Here is a 17,991-nt window from a genome sequence, read left to right as displayed (position 1 = left end):
GTGAACATAGCTTGATTATGCTAGTCTATAACATCAAGCGCACCATAAACATACTTGGAGTCCCTGATTTAATAGCAAAAATTAAAGTTTGGAACTCACCTTACAAGACAAAGGACTTTTTTTTGATAAAAACGACTTATTTAAACCTGTTTATAGGCTTTATATTTTTTGAAACACCTCAAAGTAAGTTCAAAAATAGCATTGCTTAAAACAAAGTTATGTCAGTTTGGTGGGATGAATTGTATTCAAAAAAGAGGTTTTTTCACAGCCTGACGTTCCGGCGCTTGGCGAGGTTGCGAACTTCGGAACTGATTAATTTCTATCAAAGATAAAATTTCTTGCGAGAAATAAACGTGTATTTACTACAAAATTCGCAATCTTGCCAAACGCCTGTTAGCCGACGTTTCTTTTTATAAAATCTTTAAATTTCTTTTTAAAATCTTTCTCAAACATATTAATATCAAATATTTTTCTACCATAACCTTTCTCAGTTGCAAAAATCATTGATTTATGAAATTCACTATCTAAACCTTCTATTTTTTCTTTATAAAATTTAGTTGAGCAAACCCAAGTTTCTACATAAAAAGCAAACATATTTGATAATCTCCTAAATGTTCTCTTTTCATTTTCCTTGAAGTATGAATTGACATATGGTTTAGCCAAAATAGCATCATCTTTGTGATAACCCATCAGTAGTATTGAATTTCCTAAATAAGGGAAAAATGAAATAAAGATTCCAGTTAATCTGTCCATATCTTTTCCATGTTCGACTTTATATCTGTATACTTCTTCAGGTGTTTCATAATTTATTGAAGCATTAAGACATATTTCTTGTAATTCAAATTGGCGATGTTGAAAGACAAAAGATTGAGTTTGATTTTTTAAATCTGACCACATAGAATCTTTATAAAATTCCATGTCTAAAATTCCAAGTTTATTTTGCTCAATTGTTATTTTTAGTAATTCTTTATTCATTGGAATTTCTTCATTTTTTAAAACGCATTCGTGAAGTTTTATTACAACTTGTTTGAGCCAAATTTCATTGTGTAATGTTCTTAGTGCAAATAATAAGCACGAAGTATAATCATCAAAATTTATCTTTCCTTCGGTTTCTATTTTTTTAAAAACTGAAGCGTCATGTTCATTACAAAACCCAAAAAAAGTGTATATTTTATTAATTCCATCTTTTTTGAATCCAATATACTCTTGCTTAAAATTATCTATTTTTAGTTCCCACAAATGGTTGTCTTCAGCAATTGAAGATAATATTCCATTTTTTTGCATAATGTGAGAATTTATAGACTTTTTTGTGCATCCAGGAAACATACAGATATTTGTTTTATCTTTCGCTTGTTGTGCACAATCGGCAAATATTTTTGCAATTTTAGTATTTTCTGTTTTCACTATGATTTTTTTGGAAATGTTGGCTAACGTTTTGTGGCTTTGCGAGGTTTGGGGAAAGCCATTCCCAATTTTTAATTTTTTCACTGATGTTTGCAAGTACAAGACCGACTTTCCATAAGCCAAATGCCCAAATCTTGCAAAACCGTTGTTACAGGATGTCGTTATTCTATAACTTCAACATTCATAGACCTTGCATAGTTTTTTAAGCAGTTATCAAAAGTTACTATAATGTCAGTCTTTAGTGTTGTATCTTCAATCATTTCTTTAATAATCTCGTCTACTAAACTTATATCATAATTTACAAATGAAAATTGTTTGAAGAAGTTTTCTAAAGCTTTTTTGCGGTATTTTTCATCATATACTTTTTTATATTTCTCTTTAGACAATTCAACTTCTAAATTCACTTTTTCATTTTTTCTACTTGAAAGACGAGAATTTAAAAACTCGTATAATGTTGGAAATGGGACTATTATGCTGTAGTTATTTTCATCTATTAGTTGAGAAACAAACTCTACAATTTCTTGTTTTTCTTTTTCCTTTTCTGGATTAAATAAAGCTATCCAATAACCTGTATCAAGTAGTATAGTTTTCATTATTTAGAAAGGTAGTTTGTTATCTTGTTCTTTTACAGCATAACCATCCCAAACAGGTGTTTTCCTTTGCCCAAATAAAAATTTTCCACGAGGTGCTCCTTCACTATTGTGTACAATTACATATATCCTATCATTTTTTCCAAACTCAATAGTTTTCTCTAAATCTTCTTTTAATTGCTTAAATTTATCATCATAGTTTATTTCCGAACCTTTAAAATGGTACTCAAAAAAACAATTTGAGTTACCGCAATCTATAGCTTTATTAGTATCTAAAAATAAGTATAAATTTTCATATTCACCTCTAATACCTAAATCATAATTTAGAATAACAAAATTTGAGTAATCCATTTTTTATTTTTTATTGCAATATAACATTCTTTAGTTATATTTGGTTGAAATTATTTAATTATGGCTGAAATTGAACAAAAATTTAAAGTTGGAGACATTGTGGTTTTAAAATCAGGTAGTCCAAAAATGACAATATCTGAGTTAGATATGTCTCGTAGAAGGAGAGGAGCAACAACAGGTAAATTCGACGTGTTTACAGGAAGTGTAAATTGTCAATGGTTTCTAAATAATGAGTTACAAACTGCAACTTTTAATCAAGACAGTTTAGAGTTATTCACCGAATAAATTTTTAGTCAGTTTCGTTAATTTTTCTAAATGCTCTTTTACAGATAAATCTACTTCTGTGTCTACTATTATTTGAGATAATTTTGTAATTATTTCTGATACGTTCATATTCTGTAATTTTTTTCAACGTACAGATTGGTTTACAATATCCTGTAACACACAAATATACGCAACTCAGCGATGATTACAAGGAAAAACAAACAAAACTAGGTTTACCCAGCTAATGCCTTTAAAAGCAATACTTTTTAAAAGACACGTCAAATGCGTATTTTATGTATCTTTATATAGTTTTATTGCGAAAAATAATATTTAATTCAAATTACACATTAGAGATTTCAAAAGGATAGGTGATGTTATAATTTCAAAGACCACTGAACCAAGCTTTTCTTTTTTGTTAAGTGCAATTTTCAAAACAAGCCTGTCATTTTGTTTTTCAAAATATGCCCCTATAGCAAAGGTTTTATATCGCAATGTTGTTAGTGTTTTCTGAGTTTTTTCTTGTAAAACAAATGTTCTGAAAAGAGACATTAAATTATAAGCTATCATAGTAAAAATAAGAGCTGCTTCGGTTGGGAAAAAATCTTTCAAATTAAAGTTGTCAAAGATAAAATCATATTTCAATTCTTTTATTTTCAGCATGGCTTCTACCACGATAGAATCTTCAGATTTCTGATGGAGCAAATTCTAGACTTGTAAAATAGGCTGTGTATCTGTAGTTTTTCTGAATCTCATCCTCAGGAAAAAGACTTCATATTTTACTTGGCGCATTGGGTTTTTCTTTTAATTTTTGACGTACAACTACCATTCTTTTTGATTTTTTCCAGAACTTAGTCTTATAATTTTGCTCACAAATCTCAATACCGCCATCTAAATCTATCCAATTGTTAGATTAGTTAATTATCCTTTGAGTTGAATGATTAAATTTAGCCGAAATGATGTAATTCTTTTTAGAAGTTTCTAAATAATCCATTATCTCGTTTGAAAAAAAGCCACTATCTAATCGAATTAAACTAACGTTTTTGTTCTTTAATTTTGATAACGTATTTTCTAAAAAAGAAAAAAAATATTTGTAGAAGTACTATCTCCACTGCGCAACCACATATCTGGAACTAATTTCATATCATTTGTAAAAGTTATTAAAGTATGGTGTGATAATTTGCCTTTCTTAGAGGGGCTGTATTCTTTTTTTGCTCCTTCTTGAGTATCATATCTTGTTACTACAGAAGAGTTTATATCTAAAGTAAAATTGTCGAATTTGAAATTATCGAAAATCCAAGAATAGAAAAAATCGCTTATTTTTTGATTGGTCACTTGGTTGAATTTTTTCCTAATGTGGAATTTGGGTTTTAAGGGCTCGATCTTTTGTTGAATGTTTTTGATAACAACAGTATTTTCTTGGCTATCATTTTGATCTAATTGATCTAAGTATTCTTGAATTCGGGCTTCAATATAAGCCAAATGTTTGTCTATCTTTTTTTGTTAAAATTAGACTTTTTACCGTTATGTGCTCTAGATTTAGCACCATCAATAGAGATAGTTTCGCCTGCAATTAAATCAGCATTTTTTAAAAACGAAACAAATAATTTAAAGAGTTTTTAGAGAGCTTTGGGGTTGTTTTTTCTGAAATCAGAAATGCTATGCTAATTCGGACGAATATAGGTTAAAAGTCATTGCATCTCGATATTTCGGATGAACTCTTTTCTAACTTTATGGAGTTACGAATGTTGTTTAAATAGCCATACAAATAGATTTTAAGAAAGATTTGTTCTTGAAATTCTGACGATCTTCGGTTTTTAAAACAACGGTCGTAAATCCTATTTTATTAAGATCTATTAGTCTAACAAAAGCATCTATAAAACGCACTGGATTATCTAGAGCTATTTTGTCTTCTAAACTGGTTGTTTGTAGTTGATGGCGGGAAATTCCTTGGATATGGTACATACTTAAAAATACGAAATTTATTTTAAATTAATCATTTTATACCATTTAAATTTTGATTTTTTAAATAGCACATCTACAAAAGCAATAAAAATTAGTGTTGGTTCTCGATGCGCTTCGCGATCGAACGAACGATGATTTCAATTATATACTCAACCGTCTGTTCGAGTTGTTTTTTAAATGAAAAAAAACGTATCGAGAACTTTATTTTTTAATCCAGTATATTTTAAGTTTAAATGGTATAATGTATAGTCTGGAAAAAAGTAACAAAATATTTTTAATTATGCTTCTTTGATAATATCTGCTAATAGTTTTTTAGCACGAAGAATCTTAATTTTTACGTTATTTAATGGTTCGTTCAGGTCGTCAGCAATTTCCTGATAAGTCATTTCCTGGAAATAACGCATCTGAATAACTTCTTGATAAGCGGGTTTTAGTTGCTTGATAAATTGAAGTAAACGATTCAGATTTTGTTCGGTAATAAGTTGGTCTTCCGCTGAAGGTGAGTTGTCTGCTATGGCATAAGCAATGTGATCTTCTTCATCAGTAATGTCTATAAATAGGGAGGATTTCTTTTTTCTTAATAAATCAATATGTACGTTTTTGGCTATTGCAATGAGCCATGTATTGAATTGAAATTCAGAATTGTAGCTGTTTATTTTGTCAAATGCTTTTGAGAAAGTTTCTATGGTAATGTCTTCCGCATCGGTTTCATTTTCGGTGCGTTGTAACATAAAGGCATAGACCTCATTCCAGTATTTATCTAATAAATATGTAAAGGCTACTTGATCTCCTTTTATGGCTTTTTCTATGTGTTTTTTTATTTCCAAGTAACAGGTTTTGAAATGAGGTTTCTGATAAACACGTTTAGTTGTGTGAAAATTAAAATAATTTCAAGAATAGGATACCAGTATATAACATCTTTTTCTTCTAGTTTACCAGCGGAAAAGCCTAGTGAAATCCAGCTGCTTAAGTAGCGTACTGCTATAGCGCTTAATACAATAATCCACTGGTATTGCATAGCTAATAAGGTGATAGGTGTAGTGAAAAAGAAAAATTGACTTAGATAGAATAGTGCCAATTGATTTTTGTCAAAAGCTTTGTATAATTTAGCGGTTGAAGCATGGCGTCTTTTTTGAGTAAACCATTCTCCAAAGGTTTGTTTAGGAACAGAATAAGTAAAGCTGTCAGTTGAAAAACAAATAGTGGTATTTGAGTTGTTAGCTGCTTCATTAATGAATAAGTCGTCATCGCCTGAGCGTACTTTTATATGGTTAATAAAACCGTTTGTTCTGAAAAATTCTTCTCTTTTGTAGGCTAAATTTCTTCCTACGCCCATATAGGGTTTTCCTAATTTTGCCCAAGAAAAATATTGTGTAGCGGTTAATAAAGTTTCAAATCGGATTAGTTTGTTCAAAAAACCGGGCTTTTTTTCATAAGCGCCATATCCTAAAACAATTGTTTTGTGCATAGTGAAATGAGAACTCATTTCTTTTATCCAGTTTTCTGAATTAGGAAAACAGTCCGCATCTGTAAAAAGTAAGTATTCTTTAGAAGCGGCTTTGATACCTAAAGTAAGGGCAAATTTTTTGTTTCCCCAAAAAGCTTCGTTGTTTTCTACTTTTACTAATTTTAAGTTTGGGATTTCTTTTTGTAGATCTTCTACTAAAAAGCGGGTGTTATCATAGGAAGCATCATCAATGATGACAATTTCATAGTTAGGATAGTTTTGTTTTGCTAACAGGGGAATTAGTTTGGTCAGGTTTTCTTCTTCATTTTTTGCGCATACTATAACTGAAACAGAAATGTGTTTTTCCTTGCTTTCTTGTGGTTTTGTAAAAGAAAATTTGCCAAAAACAAATAAGTAATAGATTATTTGAATGACTACTACGGTAAGGAAAAAATAAAATAAAATGAGTAAAAATAGCTCCATATATTCTTTCAAAAAATGATGTGCAAAGGTAGCGGTTTAAAATTCAAATGCCAAATAACAAGAATCAATTATAGATTAAAAATTTCTTGTTTTTTGGTGTTTGTTGCAGGGTTTAATAGTTGTTGATTTTATCTTTTTTAAAAAGGATAAATGCACCTTTAATGGAAAAAGAGGATGAGAGGTTTTTTAATGTGGTTGTTGGAATTTATAATATTTACTCTGTTATCTAATTCTTTGTTTAAAAATTCAATATGTATTACGTGTCTTCTTTTTTCTTGTGTGGTATGAATTGTTTAAAATTTAAAATAGGGTATAATTTAGTTTGATTTTTAATAGGCTTATGAATAATGGAAGTTCTTTTTAGTCCCTCGAGTCTTGTATTTTTTGATAAAATAGGTTTAATAGTTACAAAAAAGCTGGATTTGTAACTATTTAGAACTCTTTTCTGTAAAACTATTAGGAATGATTTAAATGATATTAACTTCTGCTTCAATAGCAATTCCAAACTTATCCCAAACTGTTTTTTGAACGAATTGAGAGAGGTTTAAGATGTCTTGTCCTGTAGCATTTCCATAATTTACCAATACTAAAGCTTGTTTTGTGTGTACACCAGCATCTCCCACACGATGTCCTTTTAGACCTGCTTGTTCAATCATCCAGCCTGCTGGAATTTTTACTTCGTTTTCGGAAACATCGTAATGTTTTATTTCAGGATGTGCCGTTTTGGCTTTGTTAAATTGTTCTCTTGAAATAATTGGGTTTTTAAAGAAGCTACCACTATTTCCTAATTCTTTCGGATCGGGTAATTTACTTTTACGAATAGTAATTACAGCATTGCTTACATCTTTTATAGTTGGAGAGGTAATGTTTTTGTTTTCTAATTCTTTTAGAATATCGCCGTAACCTGTATTGATTTTATGGTTTTGTTTGGTTAGTTTAAAAATAACGGAAGTAATAATGTATTGGTTTTTGGCTTCTTGTTTGAAAATACTTTCTCTGTAGCCAAATTTACATACTTCGTTTGTAAAAGTTTTTGTTTCTTGGGTAAGAATGTTAATAGCTTCGCATGATATAAAAGTGTCTTTAATTTCAGCGCCATAAGCACCTATGTTTTGAACGGGGGTAGTGCCTACATTTCCTGGAATTAAAGACATATTTTCGAGGCCTCCATAATTGTGTTCTATATTCCATAAAACAAATTCGTGCCAGTTTTCACCTGCTTGTGCTTCTACCCAAACATAATTTTCGTCTTCTTTTATAACTTGTTTTCCTTTTAGATCTATGTGAATAACTAAAGCATTTAGGTCTTTTGTTAATAACATATTGCTTCCGCCTCCTAGTATAAACTTTTCTTTGTTTTTGTTTTTTTCTAAAACTTCTTTTAACTCAGTTATGCTTTTTATAGCAATAAATTCAGTTGCTTTAGCTTCAATACCAAAGGTGTTGTAGTTTTTAAGAGAGTAGTTATGTTGGATATTCATTGGTTTAATTTATTTGTTTGCAAAGTACGCAAAGATTTTACAAAGAACATAAAGAAAAAAGATTGAACTGTGCTTTTTATTCTTCGGTTTCTAATGCTCTATTTAAAAATTCATTAAATGGTTTTATAAGAATCAGTTTAGAGGCTATTTTTTTTGCGAAATCCTTGGTTGTAAACCATTTTTCATCAATAGGTTGTGAAATGGTGAAGCTTTTAAGTTTTAAGAATTCTATTGCGGGATGATTAATATCATATCCTTTTGGAGCTGATTTTAAAACCTGACCTTCTTCTTTGTCTATAGTTCCAAATTCTTTTTTAAAAAGGGTATTGTTTACGATTTCATCTAGATCTTCGTAAAAGAAAGCTATTTCACGACGTATTTTTTTTAATTCGTTTGTTTCAGGACACCATACACCTCCTGCTATAAAGCATTTGTCTTTTTCGAAATGAATATAATAGCCGGGGCTGTTCTTCCTTAATTTGTTAGTAGACATCCAAATACCCATATTGGTTTTATAAGGCGATTTGTCTTTAGAAAAACGAATGTCACGGTTGATTCTAAAAGTGCAATTTTTTACTTCTAGGGGTTCTAAAGAAGGATCTAAAGGTTTGATTTCTTCTAGAATAGTATAGATCAAATTATGATAATCTTTTTTGTATGCTTCATAACGTTTTTTGTTAGCACGCATCCATTCAGTGTTATTATTAGCTTTTAAATCGTCTAAGAAATTGATGGCTTCTTTTGTAAACATTATTCTTTAGGTTGTATGTTGATGTAAAGATACGGAGTTATTTTTATTTTTTTAACCTTAAAAAAAGGCTCTATTGGATGTGTGAAAAAATAGGACAAAAAGGTTAACCCAGATTGTGTCTTAGTCTTTATGATGAAGGTGAAAAGGGTAAATAAAAGAAGATACGGAATTTTTTTACCACAGCTGTAGTTTTGCATTGAGGAGAAAAAAAAATCCTTTTTAGATTCAAAACTACTTTATCCCAAATTACGCTTTAGAAATCTATTCCAACCTAAAACTACTTCAAAAATAAGCACTTACTCCTTTTTGAAATATTAATATATTCTAAAATTTCAAAAAGTCCGTGAGCACTCATTTTTATTGTATTTTTATATTTTACAACGAAGTCTAATACGTAATCTGGGTTTATTTTTAATGTATAATCGGAGTTGAAAAAGGAAAGGCACAAAGAGTGAAATCTTTATGCCTGTTTCTAATTTTTTTCCTTTTTTTAAAGAATGTTATAATTTCTTTTTTAGTTCTTCTTCTTTCATAAAACCTAAATTTTTCCAAACTTCTTTGCCTTCTTGGTAAAAGATTAAAGTAGGTAAGCCTTCTATTTGTAAATCTTGTGCTAATTGTTGGTTTTTGTCGGCATCTATTTTTATAATTGTTATTTTGCCTTTCATTTCCTCCTTCATTTTTTCAAGATAAGGAGCCATTTTTTTACAAGGCCCACACCATTCAGCGTAAAAATCAATCAATACCTTTTTATCGGATTGTACTAATTTTTGAAATTCAAGGAGAGTCATTCCTGAAGTTGAGGCAGGCTTAGATAATCCTTCAGCATTCCATTTCATAATACCTCCCGTCATATTATGAATTTCTTTAAAACCCATAGTACTCATTTTTGCCATTGCTTTTGTGCTTCTTCCTCCACTTAAACAATACAAATAAACAGGTTTTTTTTTGTCTAGTTGGGATAATTTACTTTCAAAATCAGCAGCGTTATAATCTATGTTAATTGCTTTGTCTAAATGTTGAGAAGTATATTCTTGAGGGCTTCTTACGTCGAGTATATACACATCAGCATTCGTTATTTTTTCAGCAAATGCTTTGGGTTCTAAATGATCGGTTATAGAATTATTTTGTCCTTTGCAACTCGTAAAGAAAATTAGGGTAGCACAAAAAGTACTGAATAGGAAGTTTTTCATTTTTATTAATTTTAAGCTAAGTTAAAAAAATTATATGTTAAAAATCTTATAAAGTTGATGGGTTTGCTTGACAATATTTTCAGTACGATCAGGATGAGTGTCTGAAATAAAAAGTTGTCCAAACTCCTCATTGTTTACCATTGAAACAATTTGGCTAACGCGATCTTCATCTAATTTATCAAAAATATCATCAAATAAAAGAATCGGTTTTTCTCCGCTTTGTTTTTTTACAAATTCAAATTGAGCTAGTTTTAAGGCTATCAAATAGGATTTTTGTTGTCCTTGGGAACCAAATTTTTTTATAGGATGTCCTTCTATTAAAAAGGCCAAATCATCTTTATGAATCCCAACACTAGTGTATTGTAAGGTTCTATCTTTGTGTGTGTTTTCTACTAAGAGTTGGTTTAAAGGGGTTTGTGTTAGCTGACTTTCATACGTTAGATATACATTTTCAGCAGAATTTGAAATGAGTTTGTAATAATGATCAAAGATAGGGATGAATTCAGTTAAGAATTGTTTTCTTTTTTTAAATATTTCAGTACCCAAATTAGCTAATTGATCATTATATATTTCTAGGGTATCTTGCTCGAAAATACGATTTAGGGCAAAATATTTGAGTAAAGCATTTCGCTGCGTTAATACTTTTTGATACTGAATTAGTTGATGTAAGTAATGATTGTCTAATTGAGAAATAACGGTGTCTATAAATTTTCTTCGAACGTCACTTCCTTCTCGAATCAAGTCAGCGTCTGTTGGCGAGATGATAACTAGTGGAATCAAACCTAAATGGTCAGAAAATTTTTCATAAAGTTTTCCGTTGCGTTTTAATATTTTTTTTTGCCCTTTTTTTAAGCTACAAACAATATTTTCAGGACGATTTTGTTTGATGAACTCTCCATCTATTACAAAAAAATCAGTTCCGTGTTTAATGTTTTGTACAGCCAAAGTGTTAAAATAACTTTTACCAAAAGCCAAATGGTAAATAGCATCCAGTACGTTGGTTTTACCAATTCCGTTTTTTCCGACAAAACAATTGATTTTATGTTCAAAATCGAAATTTGCCTCTTCAAAATTTTTAAAGTTAAATAAAGAAATTTTTTTTAGATGCATATATCGAAGGATTGTGATTTTTTTGTGATAGGGATTAAAAAACGCTTGCAAATTATTAAAAATAAAATGAAAACTTATTTTGTTTTTCAATAAAAATTTTATTTTTGCACCTCACTAATTTAAAATTATAATGGCAACTTATAATAAAAGAGGATATAAAGCTCCAAAACCACAAGTTGAGAAAACAGAAGAAGATGTTCTTGAAAACGTAGCTGATTTAGAGCAGACCATTGCGGTTGAAGAGAGTGAAAGTACAACTGCTAGCGTTTTTAATACCCTAGATGAAACAGCAAGTAAAACTGAAGAGTTTGTTGCAAAAAACCAAAATATCATTTTATCTGTTTTAGGAGGGGTAGCTTTGGTTGTAGTGGGCTATTTGATGTATAACAAATTTGTGTCAACTCCAGCTGAAAACGAAGCGGCAAGCGATATGTACCAAGCTCAAAAATATTTTCAACAAGCGGTTGATGCGCCACAAGCAAATGATTCTTTATTTAAGTTAGCGCTAAATGGAGGTGAAGGAAAACAAGGCTTCATTGATATTGCTAAAAATCACAGTGGTACAGACGCAGGGAATTTAGCTAACTATTATGCAGGAATGGCTTATTTGCATACAAAACAATTTGATAAAGCAATAGAGTATTTGAGTGATTATAAATCAGATGATGCTTATACGAACGCTTTAGCTTTGGGTGCTATAGGTGATGCAAATGCAGAGTTAAACAAAACAGACGAAGCTTTAGAGTATTATGTAAAGGCAGCTGAAAGTAATGTAAACGAATTAACAACGCCACGTTTTTTATTAAAAGCAGGACAGTTGGCTTTTGCTAAAGGAAATAAAGCAGATGCTTTGAAATATTTTAGTGAAATTAAAGAAAAGTACGAAGACACTCCAGAAGCTCAAAACATTGATGCTTTAATTGGAATGGTACAATAAACTAGTCAACAGTACTGTAATCGGTATACAAGACGCAATGCAGTAAACGGATATAGAGTAAACTTAATATGGCTACAGCAAATAAAAACCTGTCAGAGTACGATAAAAATACAATCCCAAATGCGAAAGAGTTTCGATTTGGGATTGTTGTTTCCGAATGGAATGACAAAATTACCGAAGGTCTTTTCAAAGGAGCAGAAGCAGCTCTGTTGGACTGTGGTGTTTTGCCTGAAAACATCATTCGTTGGAATGTTCCAGGTAGTTTTGAACTGATTTACGGAGCAAGTCAAATGCACAAAAATCTAGACTTAGATGCAGTTATTGTAATTGGTTGTGTTATTAAAGGCGAGACCATGCACTTTGAATTTGTATGTGAAGGTGTAACACAAGGGATTAAGGATATGAATGTGATATACGATATTCCTACTATTTTTTGTGTTTTAACAGATAATACAGAAGAACAATCTATTGCTAGGAGTGGAGGAGCTCATGGTAATAAAGGTACAGAAGCCGCAATAGCAGCTATAAAAATGGTGGATTTAAGAAATCAGTTTTAGTCTAAAGGGAATTTTATTTTAAATAAAGGACTTAAGAAAAAAATAAGAACTACAGGCCATTCTAATTACAACGTAATAGAATGGTTTTTTTGTTAAAAAATTAAAAAGCTTGAAGGTAAAAACCCATTCCTTTTCTTTAAATTTGTTTTTCAATCCATTTAGGAAATTAATTTAGTAACTCATTTAATGTCAAGTATAATACAATTACTACCCGATCATGTAGCTAACCAAATAGCGGCTGGAGAGGTAGTACAAAGACCTGCTTCGGTAGTCAAAGAATTGGTGGAAAACGCAATTGATGCGGGATCAACTGATATTAAGCTTATTTGTAAAGATGCGGGTAAAACACTCATACAAGTTATTGATAATGGTAAGGGAATGAGTGTAACAGATGCACGTCTTTGTTTTGAACGTCATGCTACGTCAAAAATTAGAAAAGCAGAGGATTTGTTTGATTTACATACAAAAGGTTTTCGAGGAGAAGCTTTAGCTTCTATAGCCGCAATAGCACATGTAGAACTCAAGACGAAACAAGATCAAGAGGAACTAGGAACGCATTTAATTATAGAAGGGAGTAAGTTTGTTTCTCAAGAGCCATCCGTGTTGCCTAAAGGGACCTCTTTTGCTATTAAAAATTTGTTTTTTAACATACCAGCTCGTAGAAACTTTTTAAAATCAGATACCGTTGAATTGCGTCATATAATAGATGATTTTCAAAGGGTAGCTTTAGCGCACGAAAATATACATTTTACGTTTTATCATAACGGAAGTGAAGTGTTTAATTTGCCTCAATCTAATTTGCGCCAACGCATTGTTAATATCTTTGCTGGTAAAACCAATGAAAAGTTAGTGCCTGTAACCGAAGATACTGAAATTGTAAGGTTGAAAGGCTTTATAGGAAAACCTGAATTTGCTAAAAAAAATAGGGGAGAACAGTTTTTTTTTGTAAATGATCGTTTTATTAAAAGTGGTTATTTGCATCATGCTATTATGGCTGCTTACGAAGGTTTGTTGAAAGAAGGGATGCAACCCAGTTATTTTCTTTATTTAGATGTTCCTCCTCATACCATTGATATTAACATTCACCCAACTAAAACAGAAATAAAGTTTGATGATGAACAAGCTTTGTATGCTATTATCCGTTCGGCTGTAAAACATAGTTTGGGACAGTTTAATGTAGCTCCTATTTTAGATTTTGATCGCGATGCAAACCTTGATACACCTTATAGTTATGTTGGAAAAGACGCAGAAATGCCTACCATACAGGTAGATGCAACTTTTAATCCTTTTGCAGAAGAGGCACCAGCTCCTAAAAAGGAATCTACAGGTTTGGGTTCTTTTTCAAGTGGTAGTAGTTTGAATTATCAACCTAAAAAAGAAAGCCAAAGTTGGGAAAGCCTTTATGTAGGACTAAAAGACGCATTTGAACCCGAAGAAATACATTTTGAATCAGAATCAGTTACAGGATCTTTATTTAATGATACAGAAATAGAAAAAGCAAAATCTATAACCTATCAGTTACAAAAAAAATATATAATAAGTCCTATAAAATCAGGAATGTTGATTGTAGATCAACAACGAGCTCATCAACGTATTTTATATGAGCAATTGTTAAAGAATATAACGGTTCAACAAGCAAATAGTCAACAGTTGTTGTTTCCATTGACCTTGTATTTTTCAGGAATAAAAATGGCATTGTTTTTAGAATTAAAGGCTTCGTTAGAAAATGCTGGATTTATTTTTGAATCAGCTGCTTCGGGCTCAGTTGTAATATCAGGAATTCCTGTTACGATGTTAGAAAGTGAAGTAGCTAGGGTTTTAGAACAGTTAATAGCAGATTTGCAAGAAGAAATACCCGATAGTAGTTTTAGTCAAATGGATAGCATGGCTAAATCTATGGCAAGAAGTTTAGCTGTTAAAACAGGAACTTTTTTAACCGAATTAGAACAAGAGAATATAGTTAATAACCTTTTTGCATGTAAAGAGCAATCGGTTTCACCATTTAATCGCCCTACCTTTATTACACTGAGTGTGGAAGATATAGACAAAAAGTTTAGTATATGATACAAATTACTCCTACCGTTAAACAGCTTTTAATCATTAATGTTATTTGTTTTATTGGAGCCTATCTGGTAAAACAATCAGATAGTGTATTAGCTTTGTATTATTTTGAAAATACAAATTTTCGATCGTGGCAATTATTAACCTATATGTTTATGCACGGTAGTTTTACACATATTCTATTTAATATGTTTGCTTTGTATTCTTTTGGAACTGCATTAGAACATTTTTGGGGCGCTAAGAAATTTTTGTTTTTTTATATCTCATGTGGTATAGGAGCGGGATTAATACATTCAGGGGTAAATTATATTCATTTTCAAGAAGGATTGAATTTATTGTTAGAAAACGGTGAAAAAAAAATCGAAATACTTGAAATACTAAAAGAAGGTAAATACAAATTAAGTTGGGAAGAAATCCTAACGCAACAAGAATTAACTTCTTTTATTTCAACCTATCTATCACGGGCAGTGGGAGCTTCGGGAGCTATTTATGGACTCTTAACAGCTTTTGCTTTTATGTTTCCAAATGCTGAATTAATGATGATGTTTATCCCAGTTCCAATAAAAGCAAAGTATTTTGTTCCAATAGTAGTTGGTTTAGATTTATTTTCGGGAGTCACAGGATCTTCAATTTTTGGTGGAAATATTGCGCATTTTGCACATGTAGGTGGAGCTTTAATAGGTTTTTTGATGATGTGGTATTGGAAAAAGAACTCATTTAACGATAAGCGTTGGAACTAATAAAAAAAAGAGTAATAATCTGGAACTAAATAATATGATATGAATATTTTATATGACTTAAAACAGCAATATAAAATGGGTGATTTAACCTTGAAATTAATTTTTTGGAATATCATATTATTTGTTTGCCCAACTTTTATTGTTTATTTATTAAAAATAGGAGGAATGGGAGTTGATGTTTATCAATGGGTGGCTTTGTCAAGTAATTTTAAACAGTTGTTTTGTAGGCCTTGGAGTCTGATTAGTTACTGTTTTTTTCATAGTAGCTTCGTTCATTTGATATTTAATATGCTAATGTTGCATTTTGCAGGTCGAATTTTTACGACCTATTTTACACAAAAGCAACTTTTGTCCGTATATCTTTTGGGAGGTTTGTTTGCGGGATTCATTTATATTTTTACCTATTTACTATTCCCTTTTTTGTCTACTAAAAAAACAGTTTTGCTTGTTGGAGCTTCAGCTTCTATCATGGCTATAGTGTTTGCTACGGCTACTTATCAACCTTATATGAAGATTCGATTGGCTTTATTTGGGAATATTTATATTTGGCAAATTGCGTTGGCTTTTTTAGTAATAGATTTGATACAATTGCCTCTAAAAAATACAGGAGGACATATCTCGCACTTAGGAGGTGCTTTTTTTGGGTTTGTTTATATAAAATTAGTGCAAGAAGGCTTAGACTTAGGTAAAGGCTTGAATTGGGTTTTAGATAGAGTAGTCAATGTATTCAGCGGAAAAAAAAGGACTCCTTTTCAATCCGTTTATAAAAATGTTAGCCCTGCTAATGAAGTAAAAAGCAGAATAATTAAGAAAGATAAAACACAACAACAAATTGATGAAATTTTGGATAAAATTAGCCAGTCAGGTTATGAAAGCCTTACGAAAGAAGAAAAAGAGTTTCTTTTTAGAGCAGGTAAATAATTAGTGTATTCTGATAAAAAATTGTTTCTTTGTAATTATTTTTCAAATAGGATAAAATGAAAAACCTTACGTGGTTTAATAGGATCGTTTTTGTTGCTAATCTTTTGCTTACGTTGTTGACCTTTTTAGCGTATGCACTGCCTTTTTTAGCACCTAAATGGTTTCCATTTTTATCTGTACTTACCTTAATTTTACCCTTTTTTTTAATACTCAATGCTTTATTCTTTCTGTATTGGCTTTTATTATTAAAGAGGCAGATGATTTTTTCAGGTCTAATACTACTATTAGGAATTACTTTTGTTAACAAATTTTATAAGTTTTCTTCCAAAGAATTAGCAGATTCTGATAAGGATTTTGTTATAATGAATTACAACGTACGGTTGTTTAATTTATTTAAATGGATACCAAGAGAAGATGTAGCAGATCAAATTTTAGAATTTATAAACGATAACAATCCTGATGTTCTTTCTATTCAGGAATATTCCACTTCTGCATCAGCTAAGGTAGATTTTAAGTTGTATCCATACCGAGCTATTTTTACAAAAGGGAATTTAATTAAAACGGGGAATGCTATTTTTTCAAAATTTCCTATCGTTAACGAAGGAGAGGTGGTGTTTCCAGAATCTAATAATATTGCCATATTTGCGGATATAAAAATAGGAAAAGATATTGTAAGAGTTTATAATTTGCATTTAGAATCAATCAAGATTTCTCCTGATGTAAATGAAATATCAGAAAAAGTACAAGGGTTTAGTCAAGCTAAATCTGAAATGATTTTTAAACGTATAGGGAAAGCATTTAAAAAACAACAACAACAGGCTGAAATATTCGTAGAACATAAAAAAGAATGTAGCTATCCTTTAGTTGTTTGTGGAGATATGAATAATAGTGCTTTTTCGTATGTGTATAGAACGGTAAAAGGAAGTATGCAAGATACTTTTGAAGAAGCAGGGAAAGGATTCGGACAGACTTATAACTTTAAATATTATCCTGCCCGAATTGATTATATTTTTGCAGATCCGAAGATGAGTGTTAAGAGTTTTAAAAACTTTCCTAATTTTGTTAATTCAGATCATTTGCCTATTCTAACTAGACTTTCGTTATACTAAAATACGTTTTGATTTAATAAATAGTCCTTGGCGTAACGACCTTCATTAAAAAGGAGATCTAAAATACTTAAATTGTTTATAAAGCCATGTTTTTCTTCAAAAACTTGTGTGTAAGGTGTAAGTAGCGTCGAATCTTTTTTGCCGTTTGCCAATGATCGTAAATCAGTAAAATTTGTAGTTTCCTTAAAGTATTCTTCTGTTTTATGATAGTCAAAATGCAATCCTAAACATTTAGAAACGATTTCGATGGTTTGATAATTCAAATCCATTAAAAATTCGTGTTGCTTTGTAAATATAGGAGCAATAGCATCCTCATAGTATTCAAAAAAAGGAGAGGTCCTGTAGGCTGCTTCTAGGGATTTGAAATGTTGTTTTTGCCAGTCAAAAGCTGTTTCTAATCGAATGTCCTTTGTTTTTTGATGCGTTTCTTTAGAATGTTTCACAGGAATGTTTAATAACTGAATCCCATTAGGACTATAAATGTACATTCTATTTCTATTAGTCTGCTTTTGAAAATTATCATCCATTTCAAAAGTAATCTTTTCTGCTTGTGCAATAGCCACAAAATGACTTATAGAGGGAAAATAAGTAGGGTGGATTAATAGATTCATATTTGTTTAAAAATTACAG

At 30.7% G+C, this 17,991-nt stretch carries 21 protein-coding genes; 7 read left to right on the top strand and 14 right to left on the bottom strand.

The features are described 5' to 3' along the window. Positions 1 to 393: 393 nt before the first annotated feature. The 3 genes from HUE53_RS01340 to HUE53_RS01330 all read right to left on the bottom strand — a co-directional run bounded on the left by HUE53_RS01340 (position 394) and on the right by HUE53_RS01330 (position 2,345). Complete coding sequence (locus HUE53_RS01340) at positions 394 to 1,488, bottom strand: hypothetical protein (RefSeq protein ID WP_192188625.1); 1,095 nt, start codon at positions 1,486 to 1,488, stop codon at positions 394 to 396. 77 nt (positions 1,489 to 1,565) lie between these two features. Next, entirely contained in the window at positions 1,566 to 1,997 is a 432-nt protein-coding gene (locus HUE53_RS01335) for a PIN domain-containing protein (RefSeq protein ID WP_192188624.1), read from the bottom strand. Positions 1,998 to 2,000: 3 nt separating this feature from the next. Further along, a complete protein-coding gene (locus HUE53_RS01330) occupies positions 2,001 to 2,345 on the bottom strand; it encodes a hypothetical protein (protein ID WP_192188623.1) in 345 nt (114 codons plus the stop codon). Between the two features lie 60 nt (positions 2,346 to 2,405). On the opposite strand from HUE53_RS01330, the gene HUE53_RS01325 reads away from it, so the two are divergent. Beyond that, positions 2,406 to 2,630, top strand: coding sequence for a YodC family protein (locus HUE53_RS01325; RefSeq protein WP_192188622.1), 225 nt, complete (start codon positions 2,406 to 2,408; stop codon positions 2,628 to 2,630). On the opposite strand, the gene HUE53_RS14385 is transcribed toward HUE53_RS01325, so the two are convergent. From HUE53_RS14385 to recF, 10 genes are all read right to left on the bottom strand, one after another. Further along, complete coding sequence (locus tag HUE53_RS14385) at positions 2,616 to 2,738, bottom strand: hypothetical protein (protein WP_262891110.1); 123 nt, start codon at positions 2,736 to 2,738, stop codon at positions 2,616 to 2,618. The genes HUE53_RS01325 and HUE53_RS14385 overlap by 15 nt on opposite strands. Positions 2,739 to 2,939: 201 nt before the next feature. Then, the gene (locus HUE53_RS01320; protein ID WP_148265448.1) at positions 2,940 to 3,269 is read right to left on the bottom strand and encodes a transposase; all 330 of its coding nucleotides are present in this window, start codon (positions 3,267 to 3,269) and stop codon (positions 2,940 to 2,942) included. A gap of 408 nt (positions 3,270 to 3,677) precedes the next feature. Then, complete coding sequence (locus tag HUE53_RS01315; RefSeq protein WP_192188621.1) at positions 3,678 to 4,088, bottom strand: hypothetical protein; 411 nt, start codon at positions 4,086 to 4,088, stop codon at positions 3,678 to 3,680. 270 nt (positions 4,089 to 4,358) lie between these two features. Beyond that, positions 4,359 to 4,571 carry a hypothetical protein gene (locus HUE53_RS01310; RefSeq protein WP_050855801.1) on the bottom strand — a complete coding sequence of 71 codons (213 nt, stop codon included), beginning with the start codon at positions 4,569 to 4,571 and terminating at the stop codon, positions 4,359 to 4,361. Positions 4,572 to 4,849: 278 nt separating this feature from the next. Continuing rightward, positions 4,850 to 5,398, bottom strand: a complete 549-nt coding sequence (locus HUE53_RS01305) for an RNA polymerase sigma factor (RefSeq protein WP_014166525.1) — start codon at positions 5,396 to 5,398, stop codon at positions 4,850 to 4,852. Then, entirely contained in the window at positions 5,389 to 6,501 is a 1,113-nt protein-coding gene (locus tag HUE53_RS01300) for a glycosyltransferase (RefSeq protein ID WP_014166524.1), read from the bottom strand. Before HUE53_RS01300 ends, HUE53_RS01305 begins: the two co-directional genes overlap by 10 nt. Before the next feature lie 467 nt (positions 6,502 to 6,968). After that, positions 6,969 to 7,982, bottom strand: a complete 1,014-nt coding sequence (gene murB / locus HUE53_RS01295; RefSeq protein ID WP_014166522.1) for a UDP-N-acetylmuramate dehydrogenase — start codon at positions 7,980 to 7,982, stop codon at positions 6,969 to 6,971. A 76-nt stretch (positions 7,983 to 8,058) separates the two neighbouring features. Further along, complete coding sequence (locus HUE53_RS01290) at positions 8,059 to 8,733, bottom strand: DUF2461 domain-containing protein (RefSeq protein WP_065213211.1); 675 nt, start codon at positions 8,731 to 8,733, stop codon at positions 8,059 to 8,061. Between the two features lie 500 nt (positions 8,734 to 9,233). Beyond that, complete coding sequence (gene trxA, locus HUE53_RS01285) at positions 9,234 to 9,926, bottom strand: thioredoxin (RefSeq protein WP_065213212.1); 693 nt, start codon at positions 9,924 to 9,926, stop codon at positions 9,234 to 9,236. Between the two features lie 30 nt (positions 9,927 to 9,956). Further along, positions 9,957 to 11,036, bottom strand: a complete 1,080-nt coding sequence (recF, locus tag HUE53_RS01280) for a DNA replication/repair protein RecF (protein ID WP_014166519.1) — start codon at positions 11,034 to 11,036, stop codon at positions 9,957 to 9,959. Positions 11,037 to 11,166: 130 nt separating this feature from the next. On the opposite strand from recF, the gene HUE53_RS01275 reads away from it, so the two are divergent. From HUE53_RS01275 to HUE53_RS01250, 6 genes are all read left to right on the top strand, one after another. Beyond that, complete coding sequence (locus HUE53_RS01275; protein WP_014166518.1) at positions 11,167 to 11,973, top strand: tetratricopeptide repeat protein; 807 nt, start codon at positions 11,167 to 11,169, stop codon at positions 11,971 to 11,973. A 68-nt stretch (positions 11,974 to 12,041) separates the two neighbouring features. Further along, positions 12,042 to 12,530, top strand: a complete 489-nt coding sequence (gene ribH / locus HUE53_RS01270; RefSeq protein ID WP_014166517.1) for a 6,7-dimethyl-8-ribityllumazine synthase — start codon at positions 12,042 to 12,044, stop codon at positions 12,528 to 12,530. Between the two features lie 186 nt (positions 12,531 to 12,716). Beyond that, the gene (gene mutL / locus HUE53_RS01265; protein WP_192188620.1) at positions 12,717 to 14,594 is read left to right on the top strand and encodes a DNA mismatch repair endonuclease MutL; all 1,878 of its coding nucleotides are present in this window, start codon (positions 12,717 to 12,719) and stop codon (positions 14,592 to 14,594) included. Next, on the top strand, positions 14,591 to 15,331 hold the full coding sequence (locus tag HUE53_RS01260; RefSeq protein ID WP_014166515.1) for a rhomboid family intramembrane serine protease: 741 nt from the start codon (positions 14,591 to 14,593) through the stop codon (positions 15,329 to 15,331). Before mutL ends, HUE53_RS01260 begins: the two co-directional genes overlap by 4 nt. 39 nt (positions 15,332 to 15,370) lie before the next feature. Beyond that, positions 15,371 to 16,252 (top strand): rhomboid family intramembrane serine protease, encoded by an 882-nt coding sequence (locus HUE53_RS01255; protein ID WP_077225698.1) that lies wholly within the window; start codon positions 15,371 to 15,373, stop codon positions 16,250 to 16,252. A gap of 56 nt (positions 16,253 to 16,308) precedes the next feature. Then, positions 16,309 to 17,361, top strand: a complete 1,053-nt coding sequence (locus HUE53_RS01250; RefSeq protein ID WP_014166513.1) for an endonuclease/exonuclease/phosphatase family protein — start codon at positions 16,309 to 16,311, stop codon at positions 17,359 to 17,361. On the opposite strand, the gene HUE53_RS01245 is transcribed toward HUE53_RS01250, so the two are convergent. Continuing rightward, positions 17,358 to 17,972: a WbqC family protein gene (locus HUE53_RS01245; RefSeq protein ID WP_065213215.1), complete on the bottom strand. Its 615-nt coding sequence runs from the start codon at positions 17,970 to 17,972 to the stop codon at positions 17,358 to 17,360. The two genes, HUE53_RS01250 and HUE53_RS01245, sit on opposite strands and share 4 nt — an antisense overlap. Positions 17,973 to 17,991: the final 19 nt, after the last annotated feature.

The sequence above is a fragment of the Flavobacterium columnare genome, assembly GCF_014844295.1.
GTDB lineage: Bacteria > Bacteroidota > Bacteroidia > Flavobacteriales > Flavobacteriaceae > Flavobacterium > Flavobacterium columnare.
Note: the sequence above shows the minus strand (reverse complement) of the source record. Positions and strands in the feature narration are given on the sequence as shown.

Excerpts from the sequence above, each read along its gene's own strand:
- HUE53_RS01335 (WP_192188624.1), bottom strand. The coding sequence starts at position 1,997 with ATGAAAACTATACTACTTGATACAGGTTATTGGATAGCTTTATTTAAT.
- HUE53_RS01330 (WP_192188623.1), bottom strand. The coding sequence starts at position 2,345 with ATGGATTACTCAAATTTTGTTATTCTAAATTATGATTTAGGTATTAGA.
- HUE53_RS01325 (WP_192188622.1), top strand. The coding sequence starts at position 2,406 with ATGGCTGAAATTGAACAAAAATTTAAAGTTGGAGACATTGTGGTTTTA.
- HUE53_RS14385 (WP_262891110.1), bottom strand. The coding sequence starts at position 2,738 with ATGAACGTATCAGAAATAATTACAAAATTATCTCAAATAATAGTAGAC.
- HUE53_RS01320 (WP_148265448.1), bottom strand. The coding sequence starts at position 3,269 with ATGCTGAAAATAAAAGAATTGAAATATGATTTTATCTTTGACAACTTT.
- HUE53_RS01310 (WP_050855801.1), bottom strand. The coding sequence starts at position 4,571 with ATGTACCATATCCAAGGAATTTCCCGCCATCAACTACAAACAACCAGT.
- HUE53_RS01300 (WP_014166524.1), bottom strand. The coding sequence starts at position 6,501 with ATGGAGCTATTTTTACTCATTTTATTTTATTTTTTCCTTACCGTAGTA.
- murB (WP_014166522.1), bottom strand. The coding sequence starts at position 7,982 with ATGAATATCCAACATAACTACTCTCTTAAAAACTACAACACCTTTGGT.
- HUE53_RS01290 (WP_065213211.1), bottom strand. The coding sequence starts at position 8,733 with ATGTTTACAAAAGAAGCCATCAATTTCTTAGACGATTTAAAAGCTAAT.
- trxA (WP_065213212.1), bottom strand. The coding sequence starts at position 9,926 with ATGAAAAACTTCCTATTCAGTACTTTTTGTGCTACCCTAATTTTCTTT.
- recF (WP_014166519.1), bottom strand. The coding sequence starts at position 11,036 with ATGCATCTAAAAAAAATTTCTTTATTTAACTTTAAAAATTTTGAAGAG.
- HUE53_RS01275 (WP_014166518.1), top strand. The coding sequence starts at position 11,167 with ATGGCAACTTATAATAAAAGAGGATATAAAGCTCCAAAACCACAAGTT.
- ribH (WP_014166517.1), top strand. The coding sequence starts at position 12,042 with ATGGCTACAGCAAATAAAAACCTGTCAGAGTACGATAAAAATACAATC.
- mutL (WP_192188620.1), top strand. The coding sequence starts at position 12,717 with ATGTCAAGTATAATACAATTACTACCCGATCATGTAGCTAACCAAATA.
- HUE53_RS01260 (WP_014166515.1), top strand. The coding sequence starts at position 14,591 with ATGATACAAATTACTCCTACCGTTAAACAGCTTTTAATCATTAATGTT.
- HUE53_RS01255 (WP_077225698.1), top strand. The coding sequence starts at position 15,371 with ATGAATATTTTATATGACTTAAAACAGCAATATAAAATGGGTGATTTA.
- HUE53_RS01250 (WP_014166513.1), top strand. The coding sequence starts at position 16,309 with ATGAAAAACCTTACGTGGTTTAATAGGATCGTTTTTGTTGCTAATCTT.
- HUE53_RS01245 (WP_065213215.1), bottom strand. The coding sequence starts at position 17,972 with ATGAATCTATTAATCCACCCTACTTATTTTCCCTCTATAAGTCATTTT.